Raw genomic sequence first — 19,912 nt, 5'->3', positions numbered from 1 at the left:
TTCAGTTCTCATTACCCCTGATAGACTTCGCACCGCCTACAGGTACCTAGACGACCTGCTGGGGTTCAGTTCTCATTACCCCTGATGGACTTCCCGTTCAAGCAATACACTTGCTACAGACGCTGGGGTTCAGTTCTCATTACCCCTGATGGACTTCCTAATAGAATTAGCTCGCGAAAAGACGTGCTGGGGTTCAGTTCTCATTACCCCTGATGGACTTCAGTGTGGCCCCAAAGGGTCGTTTAACTGGAGTTTATCGGTGATCCTCCGCTAGAAAATCGTGAGCTGAGGTGGGGTATTCTCCATTTCGGAAGGCTCTGATTTGGAAAAGCGAATCGCTTTCGACCATTGAATATCAGTGACGGATATGATTCTCACATCTCCGCCTTCTGGTAGACCAGACTTGATTTGCTTGACGGTTGTTGCGATACGGGAGGCGAGGGGGAAATACTGAACGTAAACGCTTAGTTGGGATCTACAAAAGCCAAGGTCTAAGAGGTGGTTTCGAAACCTGTTAGCCTCTCTGGTTTGAATTCTTGATTTAACGGGAAGATCGAACATGACCACGCACCACATTGGTTCACTATCTTTCGCCGGCATCGAGTTTTCCTTCCCAGACGGGAACGCTTAGGTGTTTTAGATTTCCCTCGATATATAGGCCATATTGTTGGCTGAACTCATTAAAAGCTGTGCTTAAGGATTTTCCACTGGAATTGAAGGGGCTGTTCAGATACTGCGATATGAGGGTCTTTTGCGGAGATCCTAATGCTTGTCCGTCACTAGAAACGGTGAATACAACCTGATCAACCATTGGTCGAAATGGTTCAATAAGGTCATCGACCAATGCCCACTTGTTGCCGCGGCTGTGGTGGAATACGCCTAATGCTCCAGATAATCCAGCGCTAGCTACAGCTCGAATGCCGTGGCCGCGCAATAGTGTGTAACCGTAATCGAGCGCAGAATTCCAGCCAGGTTCTCCGCTGCCAGGTAAACGTAAATAAGCATGACCATGGGAGATGCAAGACCAGTATTTGCGCGCTGCCTGTGCTTCAAGATTCTCTGGATCGCCAGATTTAACGGTACGAGAGAGGGCGTAGAGTTCCTTGGCTCCAGGCTTAGCTAGTGCTTTTAGAACGGAAGCTTGACCAGAAATTTTGGCTGCAACAATTCGAGACCAAGCTTGCTTCTTTTTGGGCAAAGATAATTGTGATTGGGCTTGGTGGCGAGCACCGATCCGGGAATGTTCGTTCCATGGGTAAGCACCGGCGACCGGAACGTTTCTCCAGTCGCAAACTAAGAGGGCGATGTCGTAGTCACTGAGCTTCTGGAGAACGGCACCGCTGATTGTGCTTTCTGAGCCAATGAGGACGACTGCGATTTGGGCTAGCGGCAGCGAAACATCGGTTGGAGTATCTTCTCGATGGATGACGAGCTGGCCCCGGGAATACCGGAGAGACCCCTTCAAATTGAGACAATCAATGACCCGCCACCCAGAGTTCATTATTCTGCCTTCCAAGAAATGGGCAGATGAGCCTTGCTAGTCAGCCTCACTCTTCCCAGAGCATCTCGACGGACCACAGTCATGTTGCCTTCACCAAAAGCTTTGTTTACGGCTGGCAGCCAGCCCGGTCGATCTATCACTTTCTTGGAGGCTTGAGACACATCGGAAGATAGTCCCTCGGCACTCATATAGAGTGGGCGCAGTCGCAACTTAGAGTTTGAGAAGAACCCATCCAACCGCCAACGTTGAATCTGCCCAAACTCACTTTGCACTTCCGCAATCTGTCCGGTGTTGAAGCTTGAGGTGTCGATGACTAGCTCATCGTCTACAACCAACCAACCAATATATTCTGCCGTGCCGTCAGCAAGGGCCTTGCGCAGTTTGGGTTCTGCCTGGCGGACTGACATTGTCTGCGGTTTGATCTCAGCGGAAAACAGGTCCTCATGCCGGTGCTGCATTAGATCGACATTATAAACTCGCAACATGCTGAAGGAGGGAGCCTTTTTCCCGGGGATTTTATAGATCCGGGCATGGTGGAAACGGCTTAGTTCAGCGTAACCACCTCGTACCTTGATAGCGCCTGCACCAACTGGAAAGACCTCGATTTCGTCGTCGGCATCGTACCAAGTGCCGTGTACTCGAATTCGGCGTTCGGGATTCTCTGGCAGACCCTCTTTAAGATCGAAGTCGTCTTCGCGAGTGAGTGCACACCATAAAGCTTCGGTGGATGCCCTGTCGATATCGGTGACCGAAATAGCATCGCCGACGCGTATCTTCTTCAACTCTCCGATTGTGTCCTCGTGGGCGCGTCCGTTGCCGATGCGTAGTCTTAGATTCGAGGTAACTACGACTCGGTCTTCATCCAACGCCTGCTGCAAGAGCATGGCGAGTTTTCGCATCTTAGGCAGCCAAGCATTCCATGCCGCGCGATGTGCTTCATCAGCTCCAGTGAACTCTTTCCACTGGGGTGCCGAGCGAAGCAGCTCGGCCTCTCGCTTTTTGTTTGAACGAATGGCAAGAGTTTCTGCAACGTAGTTTTGAGTAAAAGCTACTACTGCAGCATCGACAGCATGATGACGACGGTCGAGGCGAGATTTTCCAGTACCATCGATGAAACGTAGTTGGCCTGATATTCCCGAAGCACGGCGAGCTTCCGCAGTGAGTGCACCTCGATAGACACTTACGGTAGTGCCGTTATCTTGAAAGCGCTGCGCAACTCTGCCGCGTAGTTCGTTCGCCATCCAGGCAACAGATTCCATCGAGCGGGCGTCGATCGGTTCATCCATGGCGGTTCGCTTCAGTCGCTCGCGGACGCTGGTACGGAATTTGTTGAAGTCCTTTGCTGACATGCCGGAATCTTCGGCCCAGTGGCGTGTGCGGTCAAGCGCCTCCTGAACACTCACACCTGGAATCCCAGACTGGGCTGCCCAAACAGCAAAGGGGAAGTTCTTCTTGGACAGATTACAGCGATGGCAAACCGCAACAAGGTTGTCACGAGTATTGGTGGAACCTTGGCCGGCGCGGGGGACAATATGATCCATCTCGCACGTGGAATAAGTGATTGGTTCGCCGCAGTAGGCGCATTGGCAATTTTGACGTTGTACTGATTGGAACCGCCAAAGGTCAGCACTGCGTGGCTTTCCTTCGATGCCTAGTTTCTCCTGCATATCTTGGAAAAGCTTTTGGTTGCGTCTATGGCGCGCGTTGTTCTCACGATCGATTTCGTTAGCCTTTGACTTACTGACAAAACCATCGCGGACGTGTTCAATTATGACGGACTTTGGGGCACCCCATACGTCTGCGGCTGCTTCCAGCCACCTTGCCACGCCTTTCAGAACGCGATCTACAGCTGGGTTTCCTACTGGTTCACCAATTCGAGGAGCGGGAGGGGTCCAATCCTTGGGGATGTTAAATTCCGCCAAACGTGCCGCGTAAAGATCAAGGTTTTCGTCCAGCATGCGGCTAGTTAGTCGCTTCAGAGTGTCTTCGCAGTATGCGGCACGGCCCATCGGCAGATGTAGAGAATCGAGCTTCTCATGCTCGGTCTCGTCGAGCTCCGCGAAGAAAGCTTGAACTTGAGCTCCTTCAGGGGAATCGAAATCATCAACTTCGGCATTCGACAGAGACTTGAGCATGGCGGCGCGTTCGTCATCCGAGGCTCGCTCCCACCAGGCAGCTAAGTGCTTCACCTTGCAGCCGAGGATTGTCCGGTTGGTGTCATGTACAGGTGGTCGAGCGCCTGCACGTTCGCCATCGTCGGTCATTGTGGCCGTTCCTCTTAGTTGGCCACGGTCAATGCGCAAAAGCTCGGCTATGTCTAACCAGGAGGGTTCTTTCTTGTGAGAAAGATTGACAAGGTAATTAAAAACAATCAGCCGCTCATCGCGATCAAGGGGAGAAGTATTGCCGCCGCGGTTGATACGGAGGTTTCCGGTGAGAGCAGCGATACGGTACTGCTGAAAGGCATCAGAAGCTTTTAGAGCTCGGTCTCGACTGGGTTGTAGGGGGTCCTTTCCTACGCGTCCTTGTTGAGCGCCTTTCGGGGATTCAGCTTCGAAGACTAAATCTAGAATCTTTTTCCGGAGCGTGTCGTCTATCTTTTGGACACGACACATCTCGTTGATTTCACGTGCGTGGTCTATTTGATGTAATCGCGCAGAAATAATTGCCTGCTTCACCTCATTTGCGGACTTCTTTTCGTCCTTCTTCTTGCCACCGCCGCGTAGCCTGTCAGTACCTAACTGGGCAAAGGAAATGAGTTGCCCGACGGTGGCATCCTGAGGAATTGTATGGCCGGTGCTTGCCTCTAACTCCTTGCGTATTTGTTCAAAAGCTTCGCTCGGTTCTGCCGGTGAGTATAGGCTCGAGACTTTCCAATATGGATTCCGCCAACCGCGGTGGTTGGCAATATGGCGTAGCGCGATAGAAAGATATCGGCCTCGTTCTTCGTCATCGAGGATGAAGGAATTTACCAATTCCACGCGGGCCTTCCATGGAAGGTAAGGGTCGGAATAGTGCTCAAAAGGTAGAGTTTCCCAGCCTTGCGCTTTGAGAAACTTTTCGAGCTTAATCATACGCTTGCGGCGACGGCGGTACAGACGGCGAGTTCGTCGTGCGACTCCGGAGGAAGCGAGTCGGGTCACCGCGCGCTTTTGCTGGTCGGGATCTAGGCCCGAGTCGTGGATCAGCGAAACCGCACTGAGAATGCCTATTGGTTGATCATTCTCGTCGACCTCAATGGCGGTGCAGCCAAGAGAATAAGTTCCGACATCTATTCCAACGCGGTAAGAGAGAGACAAAAGGTTAGCCCTTTCGGATAAAAAGAAAGCCGAACCCGAGGGTTCGGCTTGGAGCAATCAACGTCGGAAACGAGCCGACGCTTACTGAGGTTCAGTTCTGGTTAAGAACATAGCAGAATGCGTCTCGTGTGTCTTGGTTTTCTCCACAAAATTGGCGGAAGGCTATTGGGTTCGCGCCGATGACTTTCATCCAATAAACATGAACGCAAACAGCGTGTTGAGCACCGTCGCCACAATCATGGGCACGGAGGTGCGCTTGACCAGCTGGATGGGGTTGACCTTGATGGCGCCGGCAACAATGAGCACCGCGGCGTTGACCGGGGAGACCTGGCGCATGAGGTTGGACGTTCCCCAAATGGCGGTGAGCATCTGCGGGGCGTGGATGGAGGTCTGCGAGGCCAGGTTGGGCACTACCTCAGAGAAGGCGAAGTAAGGCGCGGTGCCGGAGCCGGTGAGTGCTGCCATCGCGGCGGTGGCGGCGACGAAGATGAGGACGATGAGGACGGCGGCGCCGGAGGAGCCTTCGGCGGCGTCGATAAGCATGTCAATGACGCCCATCTGCGTAATACCTTCCACCAGGACGGCGGCGGCAACCAGCAGGGCCACGACGCCCGCAGCGCCCTCGCCCATGCCCTTGAAGAAGCTGGAGATGGAATCTACCGCACCCGTGACGGTGCGCTTGCGGATGGACTCGATGATCATCGCGATGAACAGGGAGACCACGGTCACCGGGAGGATGCCGCCCTCAAAGGGGATAACGCCCATGCGGTTGAGGATGGCGGAGATGATGATGAGCAGCAGCGGCATGAGCGGGAGCACGGCGTAGTAACCCGGCAGGGAGGCGGCGCGGGCGATGGCTTCCTCAGTGGCTTTATCGCACATCGAGTCAGCGGTGACTTCACCGGAGGCCAGGGCTTTGCGGGCATCCGCCTTATCGCAGCGGTGCTGCCACCACATGTGGACGAAGGCCGTGATGAGCAGCGTGGGAACCGTGGCGTAGGCGACGGCGCCGTAGACGAATTCCGTCGGAGTCATGTTGGTGAGATCGGCGCCCTGAATGAGGCCGGCCTCTAGCGGGGTGGGCACGATGGTGGAGGAAGTCACGACGATGGCGCCCACAGTCAGCGGTGTCAGGCCCGCAGCGATGAGCGCTGGCAGGAGTGTGGCCACGAGCAATAGGGAAAGCGCTGCGGCCGAGGGGATCACCAGTGAGAGCAGCGTGCCCAGGATGAAGCCCACTGGGACCAGCCAGTAGGAGCCTTTGAAGCGCTTGAGCGGTGAGGAGAGCACCACGACCGTCTTGGCATCCGCGCCGATGTGGCGCATATAGGACACAAAGCCGAAGAGCACCATAATCGCCATACCGATGCCGGAGAAGCGCGACTTGAACAGCGCGTCCACGACGAGCAGCTGGTCGTAGAAGGCATTGCCGGTCGCTTCAATTTCTGTGGTTCGGAAGTCCGCGCGCCCAGTGAGAGCGGCGAGCATGAGCAGGATTACGCCAACGGCAAAGATGGAGGCCGCGGCGTGGACTTTCTTATAGATGAGGTAGACAACTGCGGCGATGGCCAGTAGCGCGATGAGAAGGTAGAGCATGTAAAGATCCTTCTTCTGGTTATATCCACTTACTGTTTAAAGGTAACACCGGCTATGACAGGTGTCGCGCTCAACCCCCCACACGTACGATGAACGTCATGCACATTGATGACGTCCTTGACCGCGCCCACGTGGTCTCCCTTCCACTCGCCGTGAAGTTCCGTGGCATTACGACCCGGGAAGCATTGCTTATCGATGGCCCCGCGGGCTGGGGTGAGTTCGCCCCCTTCCTGGAGTACGGGGCGGAGGAATCCGCCCGCTGGCTCGCCGCCGGGCTGGAAGCGGCCTACGAAGGCTTTCCGGAACCCGTGCGCGAGTGGGTAGAAGTCAACGGCACCGTCCCTGCGGTTCCTGCCGAGCAGGTGCCGGAGGTCATGGAGCGCTATCCCGGCTGCCGCACCTTCAAAATCAAGGTGGCGGAGAAGGGGCAGACCCTAGAGGACGATATCGCGCGCGTTCACGCTGTCCGCGCCTACATCGAGGCACAGGGTCGCGTGCCGGTTTTGCGCGTCGACGCCAACTGCGGCTGGAGCGTTGAGGAAGCCGTCACCGCGGCCAAGGAGCTCATGCCGCTGGATTACATGGAGCAGCCGTGCAAGACCGTTGAGGAACTCAAGGAGGTGCGCACCCAGCTCATGCGCGCCGGGATTTTCGTGCGGGTGGCGGCGGATGAATCTATCCGCAAGGCCAGCGACCCTTATCGGGTGGCGGAATTGCAAGCGGCTGATGTCGCCGTGGTTAAGCCCGCGCCGCTGGGCGGGGTGCGCAAAGTACTCGAGGTAGCCTCCCACCTGCGCGAGCGCCACATGGACATCACGGTGGCCTCTGCCCTGGATACCTCGGTGGGAATCTCCATGGGACTTGCCGCAGTGGCCGCCTTGCCGCAAATCTATGACGACGAAGACATCGACGTCACCCCGGCCGCTGCGGGCCTGGCCACCGGGTCGCTGTTCCTGGAGGATGTGACAGCACCACGCGAGCTTGTCGACGGTCACCTGCGCGCCGAATCCCTCGCCCCCGACCCGGATCGCCTCAGCGCACTGGCGGCATCGGCTGCGCGGCGTGACTGGTGGTTTGAGCGCGTGCGCCAGTGCTGGCCGCACCTTTAAAGATACAGCTCACGGTCCATGTCCGGGGTGCAGCGTAGGCTGGCGTGCATGACCATTTCCGTGAGAGACGCGCACCTGCACAACCTTCGCAATGTGGATGTGGACCTGCCACGCGGCCAGCTCGTGGCCGTGACCGGGGTCTCCGGCTCCGGCAAGTCCTCTCTTGCCTTCGGCACCATTCACGGCGAAGGGCAGCGCCGCTACCTGGAGTCCGTCGCGCCTTTCGCCCGTCGCCTTATTGCCTCGGCGGTGGACCCGCAGGTGGGCCGCATCGAGGGGCTGCCGCCGACGGTGGCGTTGCAGCAGGCGGCGTCGACAAGCAGTGCGCGCTCCACGGTGGGCACGATCTCCGCCATGTCCAATTCCGTGCGCCTGCTCTACTCGCGCTGCGGTGACAACCCGGAGGGCCTGTACTCCGACTCCTTTTCACCCAACACCCCGGAAGGCATGTGCCCGGAGTGCCAGGGCACCGGCGTGGTGCATGAGCCCACCGAGGCTTCCATGGTGCCGGACCCCTCCTTGAGCATCGAGGAGGGGGCGATTGCCGCCTGGCCGGGAGCCTGGGCGGGCAAGAATTTCCACGACATCCTCCAGGAGTTGGGCTATGACCTGGACTCGCCGTGGGAGCAGCTGCCGAAGAAGGACCGCGAATGGATCCTCTTCACCGAGGAACGCCCAGTAGTCACCGTCAAGCCGCGCCGCGGGGCGGATCAGATCCAGCGCAACTATGAGGGCACGTGGCGCTCCGTGGCCAGCTACCTGACCAAGACTTATGCGGAGACGAAGTCGGACACACTTCGCGCGCGCGTCTTGAGCTTTATGGAAACCCGCCGCTGCGATACCTGTCAGGGGCGCCGGCTAACGGTCAAGGCGCTCAAGGTTACCTATGCCGGGCTGCCGATCGACCGTTTCAATGCCCTCCCGCTCAGCGAAGCCTTCGAGCTCCTCAAAGCCCAAAAGCCGCAACCGAATGACGCGGAAGATCTGCTGCTTAAAGCGCTTCTCCCCGCCTTTGAATCGGCCCTGGAACTCGGCCTTGGGCACCTTAGCTTGGATAGGCCGACGGAGACGCTCTCCGGCGGTGAGGTCCAACGCCTGCGCCTGGCTGCGCAGCTGCGCTCCGGGCTCTATGGCGTGACCTATGTCCTGGATGAGCCGTCGGCGGGCCTGCACCCAGTGGAGAGGGGCGCGGTGCTCGACATGTGCCGGCGCTTCATCGCGGAGGGTAACTCAGTGCTGCTGGTGGAGCACGACATGGAGCTAGTTAAGCACGCCGATTGGATCGTGGACGTCGGCCCGCTCGCCGGTGAGCGCGGCGGCCAGGTGGTGTATTCGGGCCCTGTTGCCGATTACATAGAGGCGGCGGACTCTGCAGATACTCCCACCGCGCGTGCCTTGGCGCGCCCGCGCCCCACGCCCAAGGTCGAAGCGCGATCGGCGCACGGTGATATCGCGCTGCGCCGGGTGCACTCGCACACCATCGATGGCCTCAACGTGGACTTCGGACTCGGCCAGTTTACGGCCATTACTGGGCTTTCGGGTTCCGGCAAATCCACGTTGCTGGCCGCACTCCATGACATGCTCACGGGCCCGGAGTGCCCGGAGCAGGTCAAGCGCGTGGTCTCCATTACCCAAAAGCCAATCGGCCGAACCCCGCGCTCCACGGTGGCGACGTACACCAACCTCTTCGACAACGTGCGCAAGCTCTTCGCCGCCACCCCGGAAGCCAAGAAGAAGAAATGGACGGTTTCGCGCTTTTCCTACAATGTCAAACAAGGCCAGTGCCATACCTGCGGCGGCGCCGGCCAGATTGAAGTCGAGCTGGTCTTCCTACCCGGCTCCTATACCCAGTGCCCAGACTGCCAGGGGCAGCGCTATAACGATGACACCTTGTCTATCCGCTGGCAGGGCAGGACCATCGCTGACGTCCTGGACCTTACGGTGGAAGAAGCGCTAGAGGTCTTTACAGATGAAGCACCGATCCTCCACGCGCTGCAAACCTTGGAGGCGGTAGGTCTGGGTTACCTGCGCTTAGGCCAGGGCGCTCCGGAGCTTTCCGGCGGTGAGGCCCAGCGCATCAAGCTCGCCACGGAACTGCAGCGCTCCCGCAACTCGCGCCGGGGCCATACCGTCTACCTATTGGATGAGCCCACCGTAGGCCTGCACCCGGCCGATATCGACCTGCTCATCGCTGAGCTGCACTCGCTGGTGGAGGCCTCCCACACCGTCGTGGTGGCAGACCATGACCGCCATCTCATCGCCGGCGCGGACCGGGTCATTGAGATGGGCCCGGGCTCCGGTGCGGAGGGCGGAAAGATTGTGGCGGATGGCACGCCGGGCGAGGTCGCCGCGGGACTAACCCCCACCGGCCGGGTGCTAAGTGGCAAGGGTGCACGATAAGGTAAATCCCATGACCCACAACAACGGTGACAACGAGACGCGGCAGTTCGGCCGCGTCACCGGTGAGAACGAAACCCGCCAGTTCGGCGCGCCGCAGCAGCAGCCGCCGCAGCGCCCCCAGCAGCACTTCCCGGAGCCCGGCTCCCAGGGCACGCAGTCCTTTGGCCAGCCCTATCAGCAGGGCTATGACCAGGATTATCAGCAGCCGCAGTACGACCCAGTCCCGTCGAGCTACCAGGTGGAGCAACCGAAGAAGGGCGGGGGAGCACTGGCCTATGTCTTCGCTGCTATTGCCGCCATCGCCGTCGTTATAGCCGGCGTGTTGTTCTTCCTGTGGCGCGGTGCGGCAGCGGATGCCGAAAAGCCCGCCCCGGAGCCGGTCACCGAGACCGTGACCACCGAGGTTCCCACCACGGTGACCACCACCAAGGACTCGCCGCGGGATAACCTTCCCACCGACATCCCCACGGAGATCGCACCGGAGATTCCAACGGATCTGCCGCCGGAGATCCAGGATCAACTGGACCAGGGTGAATCCGATCTGGATGGATTGCTCAATGATCTCTTCGAGCAACTAGATTCGGGCAACGGCGAACCCGGTGCGGGCGGTGCAGACAATGCCTAATACTGAGCCGCATGCTGAGAACTCTATAGTCTCACAGCCGGAGTCGATGCAGCTGGCCGAAGCTCTGGCAGCCCAGCTTTCGCGTCACCTGACTGACGTCGTCCTCTGCCCAGGCTCGCGCAATGCGCCGTTGTCTTTGGCCCTGCTTGCGCGCAGCGATATTCGCGTGCATACCCGCATTGATGAGCGCTCGGCCGCATTCGCCGCCTTAGGTTTGGCCCGCGTCCAGCGCAGGCACGTCGGCATCGTCATGACCTCCGGCACCGCGGTGGCCAATACGCTGCCTGCGATGGTGGAGGCGCACTATTCGCACACCCCGCTGGCGGTGATCAGCGCGGACCGCCCGGCCCGTTTGGTGGGCACGGGCGCGTCCCAGACCATCGAGCAGCCCGGCATCTTCGGCGTGTATGCGGAGACCACCCAGGTGGAGAGCACGAGTGATATCCCGCTTATCGCGGAGCGCTTTTTGAATGACCGCCAGGTGCACATCAACGTGGCTCTCGATGCCCCGCTGGTAGGCGAAGAGCTGCCCAGCACCCCGACGGATTACACGCAGCACCGCGCGCACACCCCGCGCTGGTCCAATCACGGCGAGGTGGCCGTCGATCTCAGCCGCAACACGCTCGTCATCGCGGGCGATGAGGCCTGGGAGGTCGAGGGGCTGGAGGACGTCCCCACCATTGCCGAGCCCACTGCACCCGCGCCCTATCACCCGGTGCACCCGGCCGCGGCGCACCTCTTCCGCCGCGCCCAAGTCTCCGCCAATGATTACGTGGTCAACACCAAGGTGGAACAGGTTATCGTCGTGGGCCATCCCACCCTGCACCGCGGCGTCCTGGCGTTGCTCAGTGATCCCGATATCGACCTCATCTGCCTGTCCCGCACGGAGGATTTCACCAACCCGCGCGGTGCGGCTGCGCAGTTGGGCACCACCGTCAAGACCAGCGGCGAGCCCACGCGCGAATGGATGAAGATCTGCGAAGGCGCCGCACAGATGGCGGCCGAGGGTGTACGCGAGGTCCTCGCGGAGGCCACAGGCGAGGACGCCACCAAGCCCGAGATCGGCTTTACCGGACTCCACGTCGCCGCCGCGGTGGGGGACACCCTCGCCGTCGGCGACACCCTCGTGCTCGGAGCCTCTAACGCGGTGCGGGATGCCTCCTTCATCGGTCTGCCTTTCGACGGCGTGGAAACCTACTCGCCGCGCGGGGCCGCCGGCATCGACGGCACCGTCGCGCAGGCCATCGGTATCGCGCTGGCCACCCAGTCCCGCGAGGCCGACGCACCCCGCGCCCCACGCACCGTGGCGCTCATGGGGGATGTCACCTTCCTGCACGACGCCACCTCGCTCATCCTCCCCGAGGACAACCCGCGCCCGGAGAACCTCACCATCGTCGTCTCAAACGACGACGGCGGCGGCATCTTCGAGGTGCTTGAACAAGGCCGCGAGCCCCTGCGCCCCTCCTTCGAGAAGGCTTTTGGGACGCCGCATGGGGTGGGCGTCGCCAAGCTGGCAGAAGCCTGCGGTGCTGAGCACCGCGAGGTGAGCTCGGCGCAGGAGCTGCTCGATGTTCTCGCAGAGCTCAAGGAATACTCCACCGGCATCACCGTCGTGGAGGCGCATACCACCCGGTCCTCACGCCGCGCGCTGCAGGAGGCTCTGAACGCCAAGGTGGGTCAGTAAATGCCGCGGCGCCGGGTGCGCCAGCTGATCCTGGTGCTCTATGCCGCAGCACTAGTCGGCATGGCGGGGATGGTCATCGGTCCTTTTCTCAATGACCGCACCATCGGCGCCAACCCCGGGCGCGCCCTGGCCACGGTGACGGATGTTGGCACCCTGCGTACCTTCGTGGACTTCCAGGACTCCGAGGGGATCTACCACACCCCGCCCACCGGCCTGCTCTATCCCACTGGGCTGGGAGAAGGCCAGCAGGTGTGGGTGCTCTACGCCAAGACAAACCCGGACCTGGTCAAGGTAGAAGGCCGAGAATGGACACTATCGATCATCCCGGCGCTGTCCTCTGCGGCCGTGGCCACCCTGATCGCCGGCGCGTTGTGGTGGGGGAGCGGGAAAATTAACCGGAATTTAGCACGTGCGTTACCAACCGAGCACCCAGGAAAGGAATGATGGGGCGCATGCGTGTAGCCATCGTCGCGGAATCCTTCTTGCCTAACGTCAACGGAGTGACCAACTCCGTGCTGCGTGTCCTCGAACACCTCCACGAGCACGGCCACGAGGCCATCGTCATCGCCCCCGGTGCCCGGGATGGGCAGGAGGAAATCCCCGACTACCTCGGGTTCACCATCGTGCGCGTGCCCACCGTGCGCGTGCCGCTGGTGGATTCGCTCCCGGTCGGCGTTCCTACTTCTGCTGTGGACGAGGCGCTGCGGGAGTTCAAACCGGACATCATCCACCTGGCCAGCCCCTTCGTTCTCGGAGCTGCGGGCGCATTCTCTGCACGTCAGCTGCGCATTCCGGCCGTGGCGCTGTACCAGACGGACGTTGCCGGTTTCGCCACCAAGTACCACGCCTCCGCGCTGGCCTATGGGGTGTGGGAGTGGCTGCGCACCATCCATAACGCCTGCCAGATGACTCTCGCGCCCTCTTCACTCACCATCGCAGACTTGGAGAAACACCACATCAAGAACGTGCGCCACTGGGGCCGCGGCGTGGACTCGGAGCGCTTCCACCCCTCGAAGCGCTCGGCGGCGCTGCGCCGCGAGTGGGAGCCCACGGGGAAGAAGAAGATCGTCGGCTTCGTCGGCCGCCTGGCCGCAGAGAAGGGAGTGCACCGCCTGTCCGCGCTTAACGGACGCGAGGACATCCAACTCGTCATCGTTGGTGATGGCCCCGAGCGCCCGCTGCTGGAGGCCCAGCTGCCGGACGCGGTGTTCACCGGCGCGCTGGGCGGCGAGGAGCTGGCCGCGGCCTATGCCTCCCTGGACATCTTCGTCCACGCCGGCGAGTTCGAGACCTTCTGCCAGGCCATCCAGGAGGCGCAGGCCTCGGGCGTGCCCACCATCGGCCCGCGCGCGGGCGGCCCGGTGGACCTCATTGAGGAAGGCTATAACGGGCTGCTTCTCGACGTCTCCACGTTCGTCGAGGACCTCCCCAACGCCGTCGATGCGCTGCTCAACCCGGAGATCCACGAAGAGCTGCGGGAGAACGCCCGGCAGTCGATTTCTTCCAAGACGTGGCCGGCTCTGTGCGAGCAACTGCTGGGCTATTACGAGGAAGTTTTGGAGAATGTCCGCGAGGTGCCGCTGACCATTTTGGGCCAGCGTCCGGAGCTGCCGCGCTGGGCCGCTCGCGCCCTGGGGGCGCGCGTGGCCTAGACTAGGCGCTTGTGTCTAAGGCAGATCTGGATAAGAAGCCCTTCGATGTTGCGCGCATGTTTGACGCGGTGGGCAAGAAGTACGACATCACCAACACGGTGCTGTCCTTTGGTCAGGACGCGCGCTGGCGCCGTCTGACGCGCGAGCGGCTCAACTTGAAGCCGGGGGAGAAGGTCCTCGACCTGGCTGCCGGAACGGCTATTTCCACGGAGGAGCTGTCCAAGTCCGGCGCGTGGTGCGTGGCCTGTGATTTTTCACTCGGCATGCTCGCGGCTGGCGCGGAGCGCGATGTGCCCAAGGTGGCCGGCGATGGAATGCGCCTGCCTTTTGCGGATAACACCTTCGATGCGGTGACCATCTCCTATGGTCTGCGCAATATCCACGACTTTGAGCTGGGCCTGCGGGAGATGGCGCGCGTGACCAAGCCCGGTGGGCGCCTGGCTGTGGCGGAGTTTTCTAAGCCAGTCATCCCGGTCTTCGGCACCGTCTACAAGGAGTACCTGACCCGCCTGCTGCCGCCGATTGCCAAGGTGGTCTCCTCCAACCCGGAGGCCTATATCTACCTCGCAGAATCCATCCGCGCGTGGCCGGAGCAGCACGAGCTAGCCGCCGCCATCAACCGCAACGGCTGGGAACAGGCGGGCTGGCGCAACCTGACGTGTGGCATCGTGGCGTTGCACTCCGCGGTGAAGCCGGCCTAAAGGCCTTAGGCCCAAAGGGGAGTATCGCGGCGCAGCGTGGAGACCGCCCCGCCCGCCAGCCGCCAGGCGCGGGCAAGCAGGTCCTTGTCCTCGTCGGTGATGAGGTTGCCCATGAGGCGTGCGGCGGCCGGCATGAGCATGCGGCCGATGGGGCCGCGCATGGCCACAGGTCCGGCCAGCGGCAGGAATTGTGGGTAGGTCAGCAGGCGCGCGGCGGTGCGGGCAAGTAGGAAGGCCTCGCCATACTCGGCGCGCAGCCGGTCTGGCCACGCCAAGGTGAGGTCCTTGGTGCCGAGCATCTCCACGGCGAGTGCTGCCGTTTCCAGGCCATAGTCGATGCCCTCGCCGTTCAGCGGATTTACGCAGGCCGCAGCGTCACCGATGAGCATCCAATTGGCGCCGGCCACCCCGGACACCGCGCCACCCATGGGCAGCATCGCCGAGGTGACGTTGCGCAGCTCGCCCAAGCCCCACTCCGAACGCTGCTGCTCAGCGTAGAAATCAAGCGCCTTCTTGGTGTTGAGACGAGCCGGGCGGGCGGCGGTGGACAGCGCACCCAAACCGATGTTGACCCCCTGTCCCAGCGGGAAGATCCAGCCATATCCGGGTTGTACGACCCCCTCGGGGTCCTTGAGCTCCACGTGGGAGTGCATCCACTCCTCGCCGTCGTGGGGCGAATCGGTGTAGGCGCGCGCGGCGATGCCGTAGACCTCCTCGCGGTGCCAGGTGCGGCCCAGCTGCTTGCCAAAGGTCGAGCGCACGCCATCGGCCACGATGACCCACCGCGCGCGCACGCGGCGCTTGCCCACGGAGAACTCCACCAGCCGGTTGCCCTCGAGCTGCGGGGCCGTTGCTGAGCCGGTGAGAAGCTGTGCGCCGGCTTCTTGGGCGGCCTCAACGAGCAGCGCATCGAATTCATAGCGAGGTAGAGCCGTTCCCACCTGCGAGGGGTAGGTCTCAGGCCACGGGGCGGTTACGGTGCCGCCAAAGCCGTGCAGCTTGAGCCCGCGGTTGCGGTAGGAGGCGTTGACCTCGATGCCGAGGAGCTCCAACTGGTGCATGGCGCGAGGGGTCAGCCCATCGCCGCAGGTCTTGTCGCGGGGGAAGGGGGAGGCGTCGACAAGCAGCGTGTCATGGCCAGCGCGCGCGGCGTGGATAGCGGCGGCAGCGCCGGCGGGCCCGGCACCGACGATGGCGACGTCAACAAGGGTGGAATCGATCTGCTCCGACATGGGGACTATCATTGCACGGGATAGTGGCCACAAGTGTGTTGAGGGCCGTGCCATGGGCTACGGTAGGTAAACACTAGGATTTTTGAGCTTAAAGGAACACGTTTAATGTCACACGGCCAAACTCACGCCAAGCACGTGGACTTGGGGGATGCGCAGCTCACCGAGCGTATCAACGCCGGGATGGCTGCTGTAGAGGACCTGCTGAATACGGAGCTCGACCGCGGGCAGGACTTCATCAAAGACAAGGTGCGCCACCTCTCCCTGGCTGGGGGCAAGCGTTTCCGCCCGATGATGGCGTTGCTGGCTTCCGAGTTTGGTGAACGCTCGCAATCGCCTGAGGTGATTAAGGCGGCAACCGTGGTGGAAATGGTCCACGTGGCCACGCTCTATCACGACGATGTCATGGATGAAGCGGAGCGCCGCCGCGGCGTGGATTCTGCAAATTTCCGCTGGACTAACTCGGTGGCGATTTTGGCGGGCGATGCCCTCTTGGCGCACGCTTCGCGGCTGATGAGCCAGCTGGATACTCACACTGTGGAGCACTTCGCGGAGACCTTCGAGGAGCTCGTCACCGGCCAGATGCGCGAAACCATCGGTGCCGGCGAAGCTAACGCCGTGGAGCATTACACGGCGGTCATCCGGGAAAAGACCGCGGTGCTCATCGCCTCCGCCGGCTATCTGGGTGCTTACCACGCTGGCGCCGGCCCGGAGCAGTGCGAGGCGCTGCGACAGATCGGTGCGGCCGTGGGCATGATTTTCCAGATCGTCGACGATATCATCGACATCTTCTCCGATCCCGAGGAGTCGGGGAAGACCCCGGGCACGGACCTGCGCGAGGGCGTGTTCACCCTGCCAGTGCTCTATGCCCTGGAGGAGGAGGGTGAGGTCGGCGACGAGCTCCGTGCCCTCCTGACGGGCCCGCTGACCGATGACGCCTCCGTGAAGCGCGCCATCGACCTGCTGTGGAAGTCCGGCGGCCGGGACAAGGCGCTTGCCGACGTCAACGCGTACCTGCGCGTGGTCGAAGACCAGCTTTCCCTGCTGCCCGAATGCACGGCTAGTGAAGCCCTGCGCCAGTTGGCGGACTACACGGTCCAGCGCGTGGGCTAATAGGTGCTCCTGCCAGGCGATTTGCATGTCGGGCGGGACTTCGTAGTAAAGTACATAACCGCACTCAAGAGTGCATGCCAGGTTGCCCGAGCGGCCAAAGGGAGCGGACTGTAAATCCGCCGGCATTGCCTTCAGAAGTTCGAATCTTCTACCTGGCACAGAATGAATCCCGCAGACGCAAAGATGTGTCTGCGGGATTTTTCGATCCCCGGCCCGGCCGCGGCATAAGGCTAAGGGAGGGTTAAGGGTCATTTCGATCAAATAAGGGGCCCGAGCATCGAGAAATTGGGACGCTATTTGATCGAAATGTCGCTCCGTCGATTGAACGGTCGTGTACCCGGCTTAGTTGTCGTCTGCTCGGCACGGTGGTTGTTTTGGTGCGTTCTTGGGGCGCTTAAAAGCCCTAAAAATACGTCCCATCCTGGCGATTTGTGTTGTTTAAGCGTTTCGGGTTAATCTTTTCAAGGCTTCAACGAGAGCACAGCGGATGAAAGTCCGTTACTCAAAGAGGCTGTGCCCCCTTAGCTCAGTCGGCAGAGCGTTTCCATGGTAAGGAAAAGGTCGACAGTTCGATTCTGTCAGGGGGCTCCATTCATGTTTCTGGAAGGTCCCAGAAGGTGAATATGGCGGTGTAGCTCAGTGGTAGAGCAAGCGACTCATAATCGCTGTGTCGCGAGTTCAATTCTCGCCATCGCTACCGGGAAAGAAAAGCGCCCGCACACGGGCGCTTTTTCATTACCGACTCCCAGCCTTATACGGCACGTGGTTTCCATGGGGAATCATCGTTCTGGTAGGGTTGTGCGTTGTCCCAAAAGGGCACGCAAAGGGGCGTGGCGCAATTGGTAGCGCAACGGTCTCCAAAACCGTAGGTTGCAGGTTCGAGTCCTGTCGCCCCTGCCACATCACTTCAAGGAGGGAATCGCCGTGAGCGATGAAAAGCAGCCGAGCACCGGGGCTCCGCGCCCAACCGGCAAGCGTCAGCTCTCTGGCGCAGCGACCACCTCTACCGATTCCTACACCGACAAGCGCGTCGTACGCGTCGAGGACAAGAAGGAAGATTCCTTCGGCGGTTCCGTCGGGTCCTTCCCGGGCGAGGTTGTCTCTGAGATGAAGAAGGTCGTCTGGCCTACCGGCAAGGAAATGCTGCAGTACGTCCTCGTGACCTTCGCCTTCCTCATCGTCCTCACCGCCTTGGTGTGGGGCGTAGACACGCTGACCGGCCTCGGAGTTGAAGCAATCCTCGCGCCTTAGTAAACTAATTTCATACTTTCATCCCGCCGCCTTCCCGCTAGCTCGACTAGGGGAAACGGCGGGATACTTTTTGCCCTAGTCCCGCCGGGTAACCTGGTTGGGGACTAGAAGAATGAACACAATTTTGGAGTAGCAGACAATGAGCGAAGAAAACACCGGCACCTCCCTCGAACAGGCCATGATTGATAACGTCCAGGAACAGGCCGCGGAAGCGGTCGAGGCTACTGAGGAAACCCAGCAGCCGCAGGAGGAGCTTTCTGCCGAGGAGAAGGAAGCCGCCGAGAAGGAAGCTGCTACCAAGGCCGCGGAGGCCGCCCTCGGCGGCGGCTCGGACGAGGCTGAGGCTGAGGGAGCGGGGGAGGCGTCGCCAAGCGCTGAAGCAGACGCCGCTGCCGCCGACGCCGAGTACAAGACCCGCCTGCGCGCTTTCACCCGCGAACTGAAGAAGCAGCCGGGCAAGTGGTACATCATCCAGTGCTACTCCGGCTACGAGAACAAGGTGAAGACCAACCTGGATATGCGCGCCCAGACCCTTGAGGTGGAGGATTCCATCTTTGAGGTCGTCGTGCCGGTCGAGCAGGTTCTGGAGAAGAAGGACGGCAAGAAGAAGGTTGTTAAGCGCAAGCTGCTTCCGGGCTACGTGCTGGTGCGCATGGAGCTTAACGACGCCGCCTGGTCTGTCGTCCGCGATACCCCGGGTGTGACCTCCTTCGTGGGCAACGAGGGCAACGCTACCCCGGTGAAGATCCGCGACGTGGCCAAGTTCCTCATGCCGAATGACACGACGGTTTCCCCGGAGGCCTCCGCCGCCGACTCCGAGGGCGAGCAGGTTGTTGCCATGCCGGAGAAGGAGGCCGCGAAGGCTTATGCTCACGACTTCGAGGTGGGCGAGGCCGTTACCATCCTGTCCGGCCCGCTGGCTTCCGTATCTGCCACCATCTCCGAGATCGATCCGGAGACCGGCAAGATGCAGGGCCTAGTGTCCATCTTCGGCCGCGAGACCCCGGTGGAGCTTTCCCCGACGGAAATCGAGCGCATCTCCTAAAAAGCGATTTTGAGCTGGGCGCACGGTGTTCTAAACTTGAACGCCGTGCGCTTTTGCGCATCTTGAAACGTTCATCCTCCGGTGGCCCACAATGCGTGAGCATCCGGACGGGGCGCTGTTATTCATCGTGGCGGCACTCCGGTACCACAGGAAAGAGGTAATTCGATGGCTCCCAAGAAGAAGGTCACTGGCCTGATCAAGCTCCAGATCGAGGCAGGCGCTGCTAACCCGGCTCCGCCGGTCGGCCCGGCACTCGGTGCCCACGGCGTCAACATCATGGAGTTCTGCAAGGCCTACAACGCTGCGACCGAGTCCCAGCGCGGCAACGTCGTGCCGGTGGAGATCACCGTGTACGAGGACCGCTCCTTCGACTTCAAGCTGAAGACCCCGCCGGCAGCGAAGCTCCTGCTCAAGGCCGCTGGCATCAAGAAGGGCTCCGGCGTTCCGCACACCGACAAGGTTGGCTCCGTGACCTGGGACCAGTGCAAGGAGATTGCACAGACCAAGTTCGAGGACCTCAACGCTCGTGACATCGAGAACGGCGCCCGCATCATCGCTGGTACCGCTCGCTCCATGGGCATCACCGTTGACGGTATCCCGGCTAAGTAATAATTCGATTTAATGCGCGATACGTAGCGATACGTTCTGTATCGCGCGTGGCAGGGCCAGCTTCGGCCCGCTAACACCACATCAATCCAAGAAAAGGA

16 protein-coding genes and 4 tRNA genes are annotated in these 19,912 nt (G+C 60.8%); 15 read left to right on the top strand and 5 right to left on the bottom strand.

Annotation, left to right across the window (positions count from 1 at the left end; genetic code table 11):
- Positions 1-270: 270 nt before the first annotated feature.
- The 4 genes from cas2 to dcuC form a co-directional block, all read right to left on the bottom strand.
- Positions 271-576, bottom strand: a complete 306-nt coding sequence (cas2, locus tag HMPREF2792_RS12075) for a CRISPR-associated endonuclease Cas2 (protein ID WP_255365895.1) — start codon at positions 574-576, stop codon at positions 271-273.
- 7 nt (positions 577-583) lie between these two features.
- Positions 584-1,501: a type II CRISPR-associated endonuclease Cas1 gene (cas1, locus tag HMPREF2792_RS12805; RefSeq protein ID WP_083306440.1), complete on the bottom strand. Its 918-nt coding sequence runs from the start codon at positions 1,499-1,501 to the stop codon at positions 584-586.
- Positions 1,501-4,800, bottom strand: a complete 3,300-nt coding sequence (gene cas9, locus HMPREF2792_RS12070; RefSeq protein ID WP_070533913.1) for a type II CRISPR RNA-guided endonuclease Cas9 — start codon at positions 4,798-4,800, stop codon at positions 1,501-1,503. Before cas9 ends, cas1 begins: the two co-directional genes overlap by 1 nt.
- A 186-nt stretch (positions 4,801-4,986) precedes the next feature.
- Positions 4,987-6,396 (bottom strand): C4-dicarboxylate transporter DcuC, encoded by a 1,410-nt coding sequence (gene dcuC / locus HMPREF2792_RS12065; protein WP_070533911.1) that lies wholly within the window; start codon positions 6,394-6,396, stop codon positions 4,987-4,989.
- An 89-nt stretch (positions 6,397-6,485) separates the two neighbouring features.
- Between dcuC and HMPREF2792_RS12060 the strand changes: the two genes are divergently transcribed.
- Genes HMPREF2792_RS12060 through HMPREF2792_RS12030 form a run of 7 tightly spaced genes read left to right on the top strand, consistent with a single transcriptional unit; the run spans position 6,486 to position 14,567 of the window.
- Entirely contained in the window at positions 6,486-7,505 is a 1,020-nt protein-coding gene (locus HMPREF2792_RS12060; protein WP_198530326.1) for an o-succinylbenzoate synthase, read from the top strand.
- 48 nt (positions 7,506-7,553) lie between these two features.
- Positions 7,554-9,905: an ATP-binding cassette domain-containing protein gene (locus HMPREF2792_RS12055; protein WP_070533909.1), complete on the top strand. Its 2,352-nt coding sequence runs from the start codon at positions 7,554-7,556 to the stop codon at positions 9,903-9,905.
- A 10-nt stretch (positions 9,906-9,915) separates the two neighbouring features.
- Positions 9,916-10,530, top strand: a complete 615-nt coding sequence (locus tag HMPREF2792_RS12050) for a hypothetical protein (RefSeq protein ID WP_070533907.1) — start codon at positions 9,916-9,918, stop codon at positions 10,528-10,530.
- Positions 10,523-12,214: a 2-succinyl-5-enolpyruvyl-6-hydroxy-3-cyclohexene-1-carboxylic-acid synthase gene (menD, locus tag HMPREF2792_RS12045; protein ID WP_070533905.1), complete on the top strand. Its 1,692-nt coding sequence runs from the start codon at positions 10,523-10,525 to the stop codon at positions 12,212-12,214. The genes HMPREF2792_RS12050 and menD overlap by 8 nt, the downstream gene beginning before the upstream one ends.
- The gene (locus HMPREF2792_RS12040) at positions 12,215-12,658 is read left to right on the top strand and encodes a DUF3592 domain-containing protein (protein ID WP_070533903.1); all 444 of its coding nucleotides are present in this window, start codon (positions 12,215-12,217) and stop codon (positions 12,656-12,658) included.
- Positions 12,659-12,666: 8 nt separating this feature from the next.
- Entirely contained in the window at positions 12,667-13,866 is a 1,200-nt protein-coding gene (locus HMPREF2792_RS12035) for a glycosyltransferase family 4 protein (RefSeq protein ID WP_070534062.1), read from the top strand.
- Between the two features lie 11 nt (positions 13,867-13,877).
- Positions 13,878-14,567, top strand: coding sequence for a demethylmenaquinone methyltransferase (locus HMPREF2792_RS12030; protein WP_070533897.1), 690 nt, complete (start codon positions 13,878-13,880; stop codon positions 14,565-14,567).
- Between the two features lie 5 nt (positions 14,568-14,572).
- On the opposite strand, the gene HMPREF2792_RS12025 is transcribed toward HMPREF2792_RS12030, so the two are convergent.
- The gene (locus HMPREF2792_RS12025; protein ID WP_070533896.1) at positions 14,573-15,811 is read right to left on the bottom strand and encodes a geranylgeranyl reductase family protein; all 1,239 of its coding nucleotides are present in this window, start codon (positions 15,809-15,811) and stop codon (positions 14,573-14,575) included.
- A 93-nt stretch (positions 15,812-15,904) separates the two neighbouring features.
- On the opposite strand from HMPREF2792_RS12025, the gene HMPREF2792_RS12020 reads away from it, so the two are divergent.
- From HMPREF2792_RS12020 to rplK, 8 genes are all read left to right on the top strand, one after another.
- Positions 15,905-16,909, top strand: coding sequence for a polyprenyl synthetase family protein (locus tag HMPREF2792_RS12020; protein WP_070533895.1), 1,005 nt, complete (start codon positions 15,905-15,907; stop codon positions 16,907-16,909).
- Between the two features lie 76 nt (positions 16,910-16,985).
- Positions 16,986-17,067: transfer RNA gene (locus tag HMPREF2792_RS12015), tRNA-Tyr, on the top strand.
- Positions 17,068-17,424: 357 nt separating this feature from the next.
- Positions 17,425-17,500, top strand: a tRNA-Thr gene (locus HMPREF2792_RS12010).
- A 34-nt stretch (positions 17,501-17,534) separates the two neighbouring features.
- Positions 17,535-17,606: transfer RNA gene (locus tag HMPREF2792_RS12005), tRNA-Met, on the top strand.
- A gap of 127 nt (positions 17,607-17,733) precedes the next feature.
- Positions 17,734-17,809: transfer RNA gene (locus tag HMPREF2792_RS12000), tRNA-Trp, on the top strand.
- 24 nt (positions 17,810-17,833) lie between these two features.
- Positions 17,834-18,160: a preprotein translocase subunit SecE gene (gene secE, locus HMPREF2792_RS11995; protein WP_070520982.1), complete on the top strand. Its 327-nt coding sequence runs from the start codon at positions 17,834-17,836 to the stop codon at positions 18,158-18,160.
- Positions 18,161-18,299: 139 nt separating this feature from the next.
- Positions 18,300-19,205 (top strand): transcription termination/antitermination protein NusG, encoded by a 906-nt coding sequence (gene nusG / locus HMPREF2792_RS11990; protein ID WP_070533894.1) that lies wholly within the window; start codon positions 18,300-18,302, stop codon positions 19,203-19,205.
- A 165-nt stretch (positions 19,206-19,370) separates the two neighbouring features.
- On the top strand, positions 19,371-19,814 hold the full coding sequence (rplK, locus tag HMPREF2792_RS11985; protein WP_070520976.1) for a 50S ribosomal protein L11: 444 nt from the start codon (positions 19,371-19,373) through the stop codon (positions 19,812-19,814).
- The last annotated feature ends 98 nt before the right edge of the window (positions 19,815-19,912 follow it).

Origin of the sequence: Corynebacterium sp. HMSC068H04, from assembly GCF_001811255.1 — a bacterium.
GTDB lineage: Bacteria > Actinomycetota > Actinomycetes > Mycobacteriales > Mycobacteriaceae > Corynebacterium > Corynebacterium hesseae.
The sequence above is the reverse complement of the archived record's forward strand: the minus strand, read 5'-3'. Positions and strand labels throughout refer to the sequence as shown.

What these genes read in the sequence shown, in the direction of transcription:
- cas2 (WP_255365895.1), bottom strand. Translation starts at nt 576, where the DNA reads ATGTGGTGCGTGGTCATGTTCGATCTTCCCGTTAAATCAAGAATTCAA.
- cas1 (WP_083306440.1), bottom strand. Translation starts at nt 1,501, where the DNA reads ATGAACTCTGGGTGGCGGGTCATTGATTGTCTCAATTTGAAGGGGTCT.
- dcuC (WP_070533911.1), bottom strand. Translation starts at nt 6,396, where the DNA reads ATGCTCTACCTTCTCATCGCGCTACTGGCCATCGCCGCAGTTGTCTAC.
- HMPREF2792_RS12060 (WP_198530326.1), top strand. Translation starts at nt 6,486, where the DNA reads ATGAACGTCATGCACATTGATGACGTCCTTGACCGCGCCCACGTGGTC.
- HMPREF2792_RS12055 (WP_070533909.1), top strand. Translation starts at nt 7,554, where the DNA reads ATGACCATTTCCGTGAGAGACGCGCACCTGCACAACCTTCGCAATGTG.
- HMPREF2792_RS12050 (WP_070533907.1), top strand. Translation starts at nt 9,916, where the DNA reads ATGACCCACAACAACGGTGACAACGAGACGCGGCAGTTCGGCCGCGTC.
- menD (WP_070533905.1), top strand. Translation starts at nt 10,523, where the DNA reads ATGCCTAATACTGAGCCGCATGCTGAGAACTCTATAGTCTCACAGCCG.
- HMPREF2792_RS12040 (WP_070533903.1), top strand. Translation starts at nt 12,215, where the DNA reads ATGCCGCGGCGCCGGGTGCGCCAGCTGATCCTGGTGCTCTATGCCGCA.
- HMPREF2792_RS12035 (WP_070534062.1), top strand. Translation starts at nt 12,667, where the DNA reads ATGCGTGTAGCCATCGTCGCGGAATCCTTCTTGCCTAACGTCAACGGA.
- HMPREF2792_RS12025 (WP_070533896.1), bottom strand. Translation starts at nt 15,811, where the DNA reads ATGATAGTCCCCATGTCGGAGCAGATCGATTCCACCCTTGTTGACGTC.
- HMPREF2792_RS12020 (WP_070533895.1), top strand. Translation starts at nt 15,905, where the DNA reads ATGTCACACGGCCAAACTCACGCCAAGCACGTGGACTTGGGGGATGCG.
- nusG (WP_070533894.1), top strand. Translation starts at nt 18,300, where the DNA reads ATGAGCGAAGAAAACACCGGCACCTCCCTCGAACAGGCCATGATTGAT.
- rplK (WP_070520976.1), top strand. Translation starts at nt 19,371, where the DNA reads ATGGCTCCCAAGAAGAAGGTCACTGGCCTGATCAAGCTCCAGATCGAG.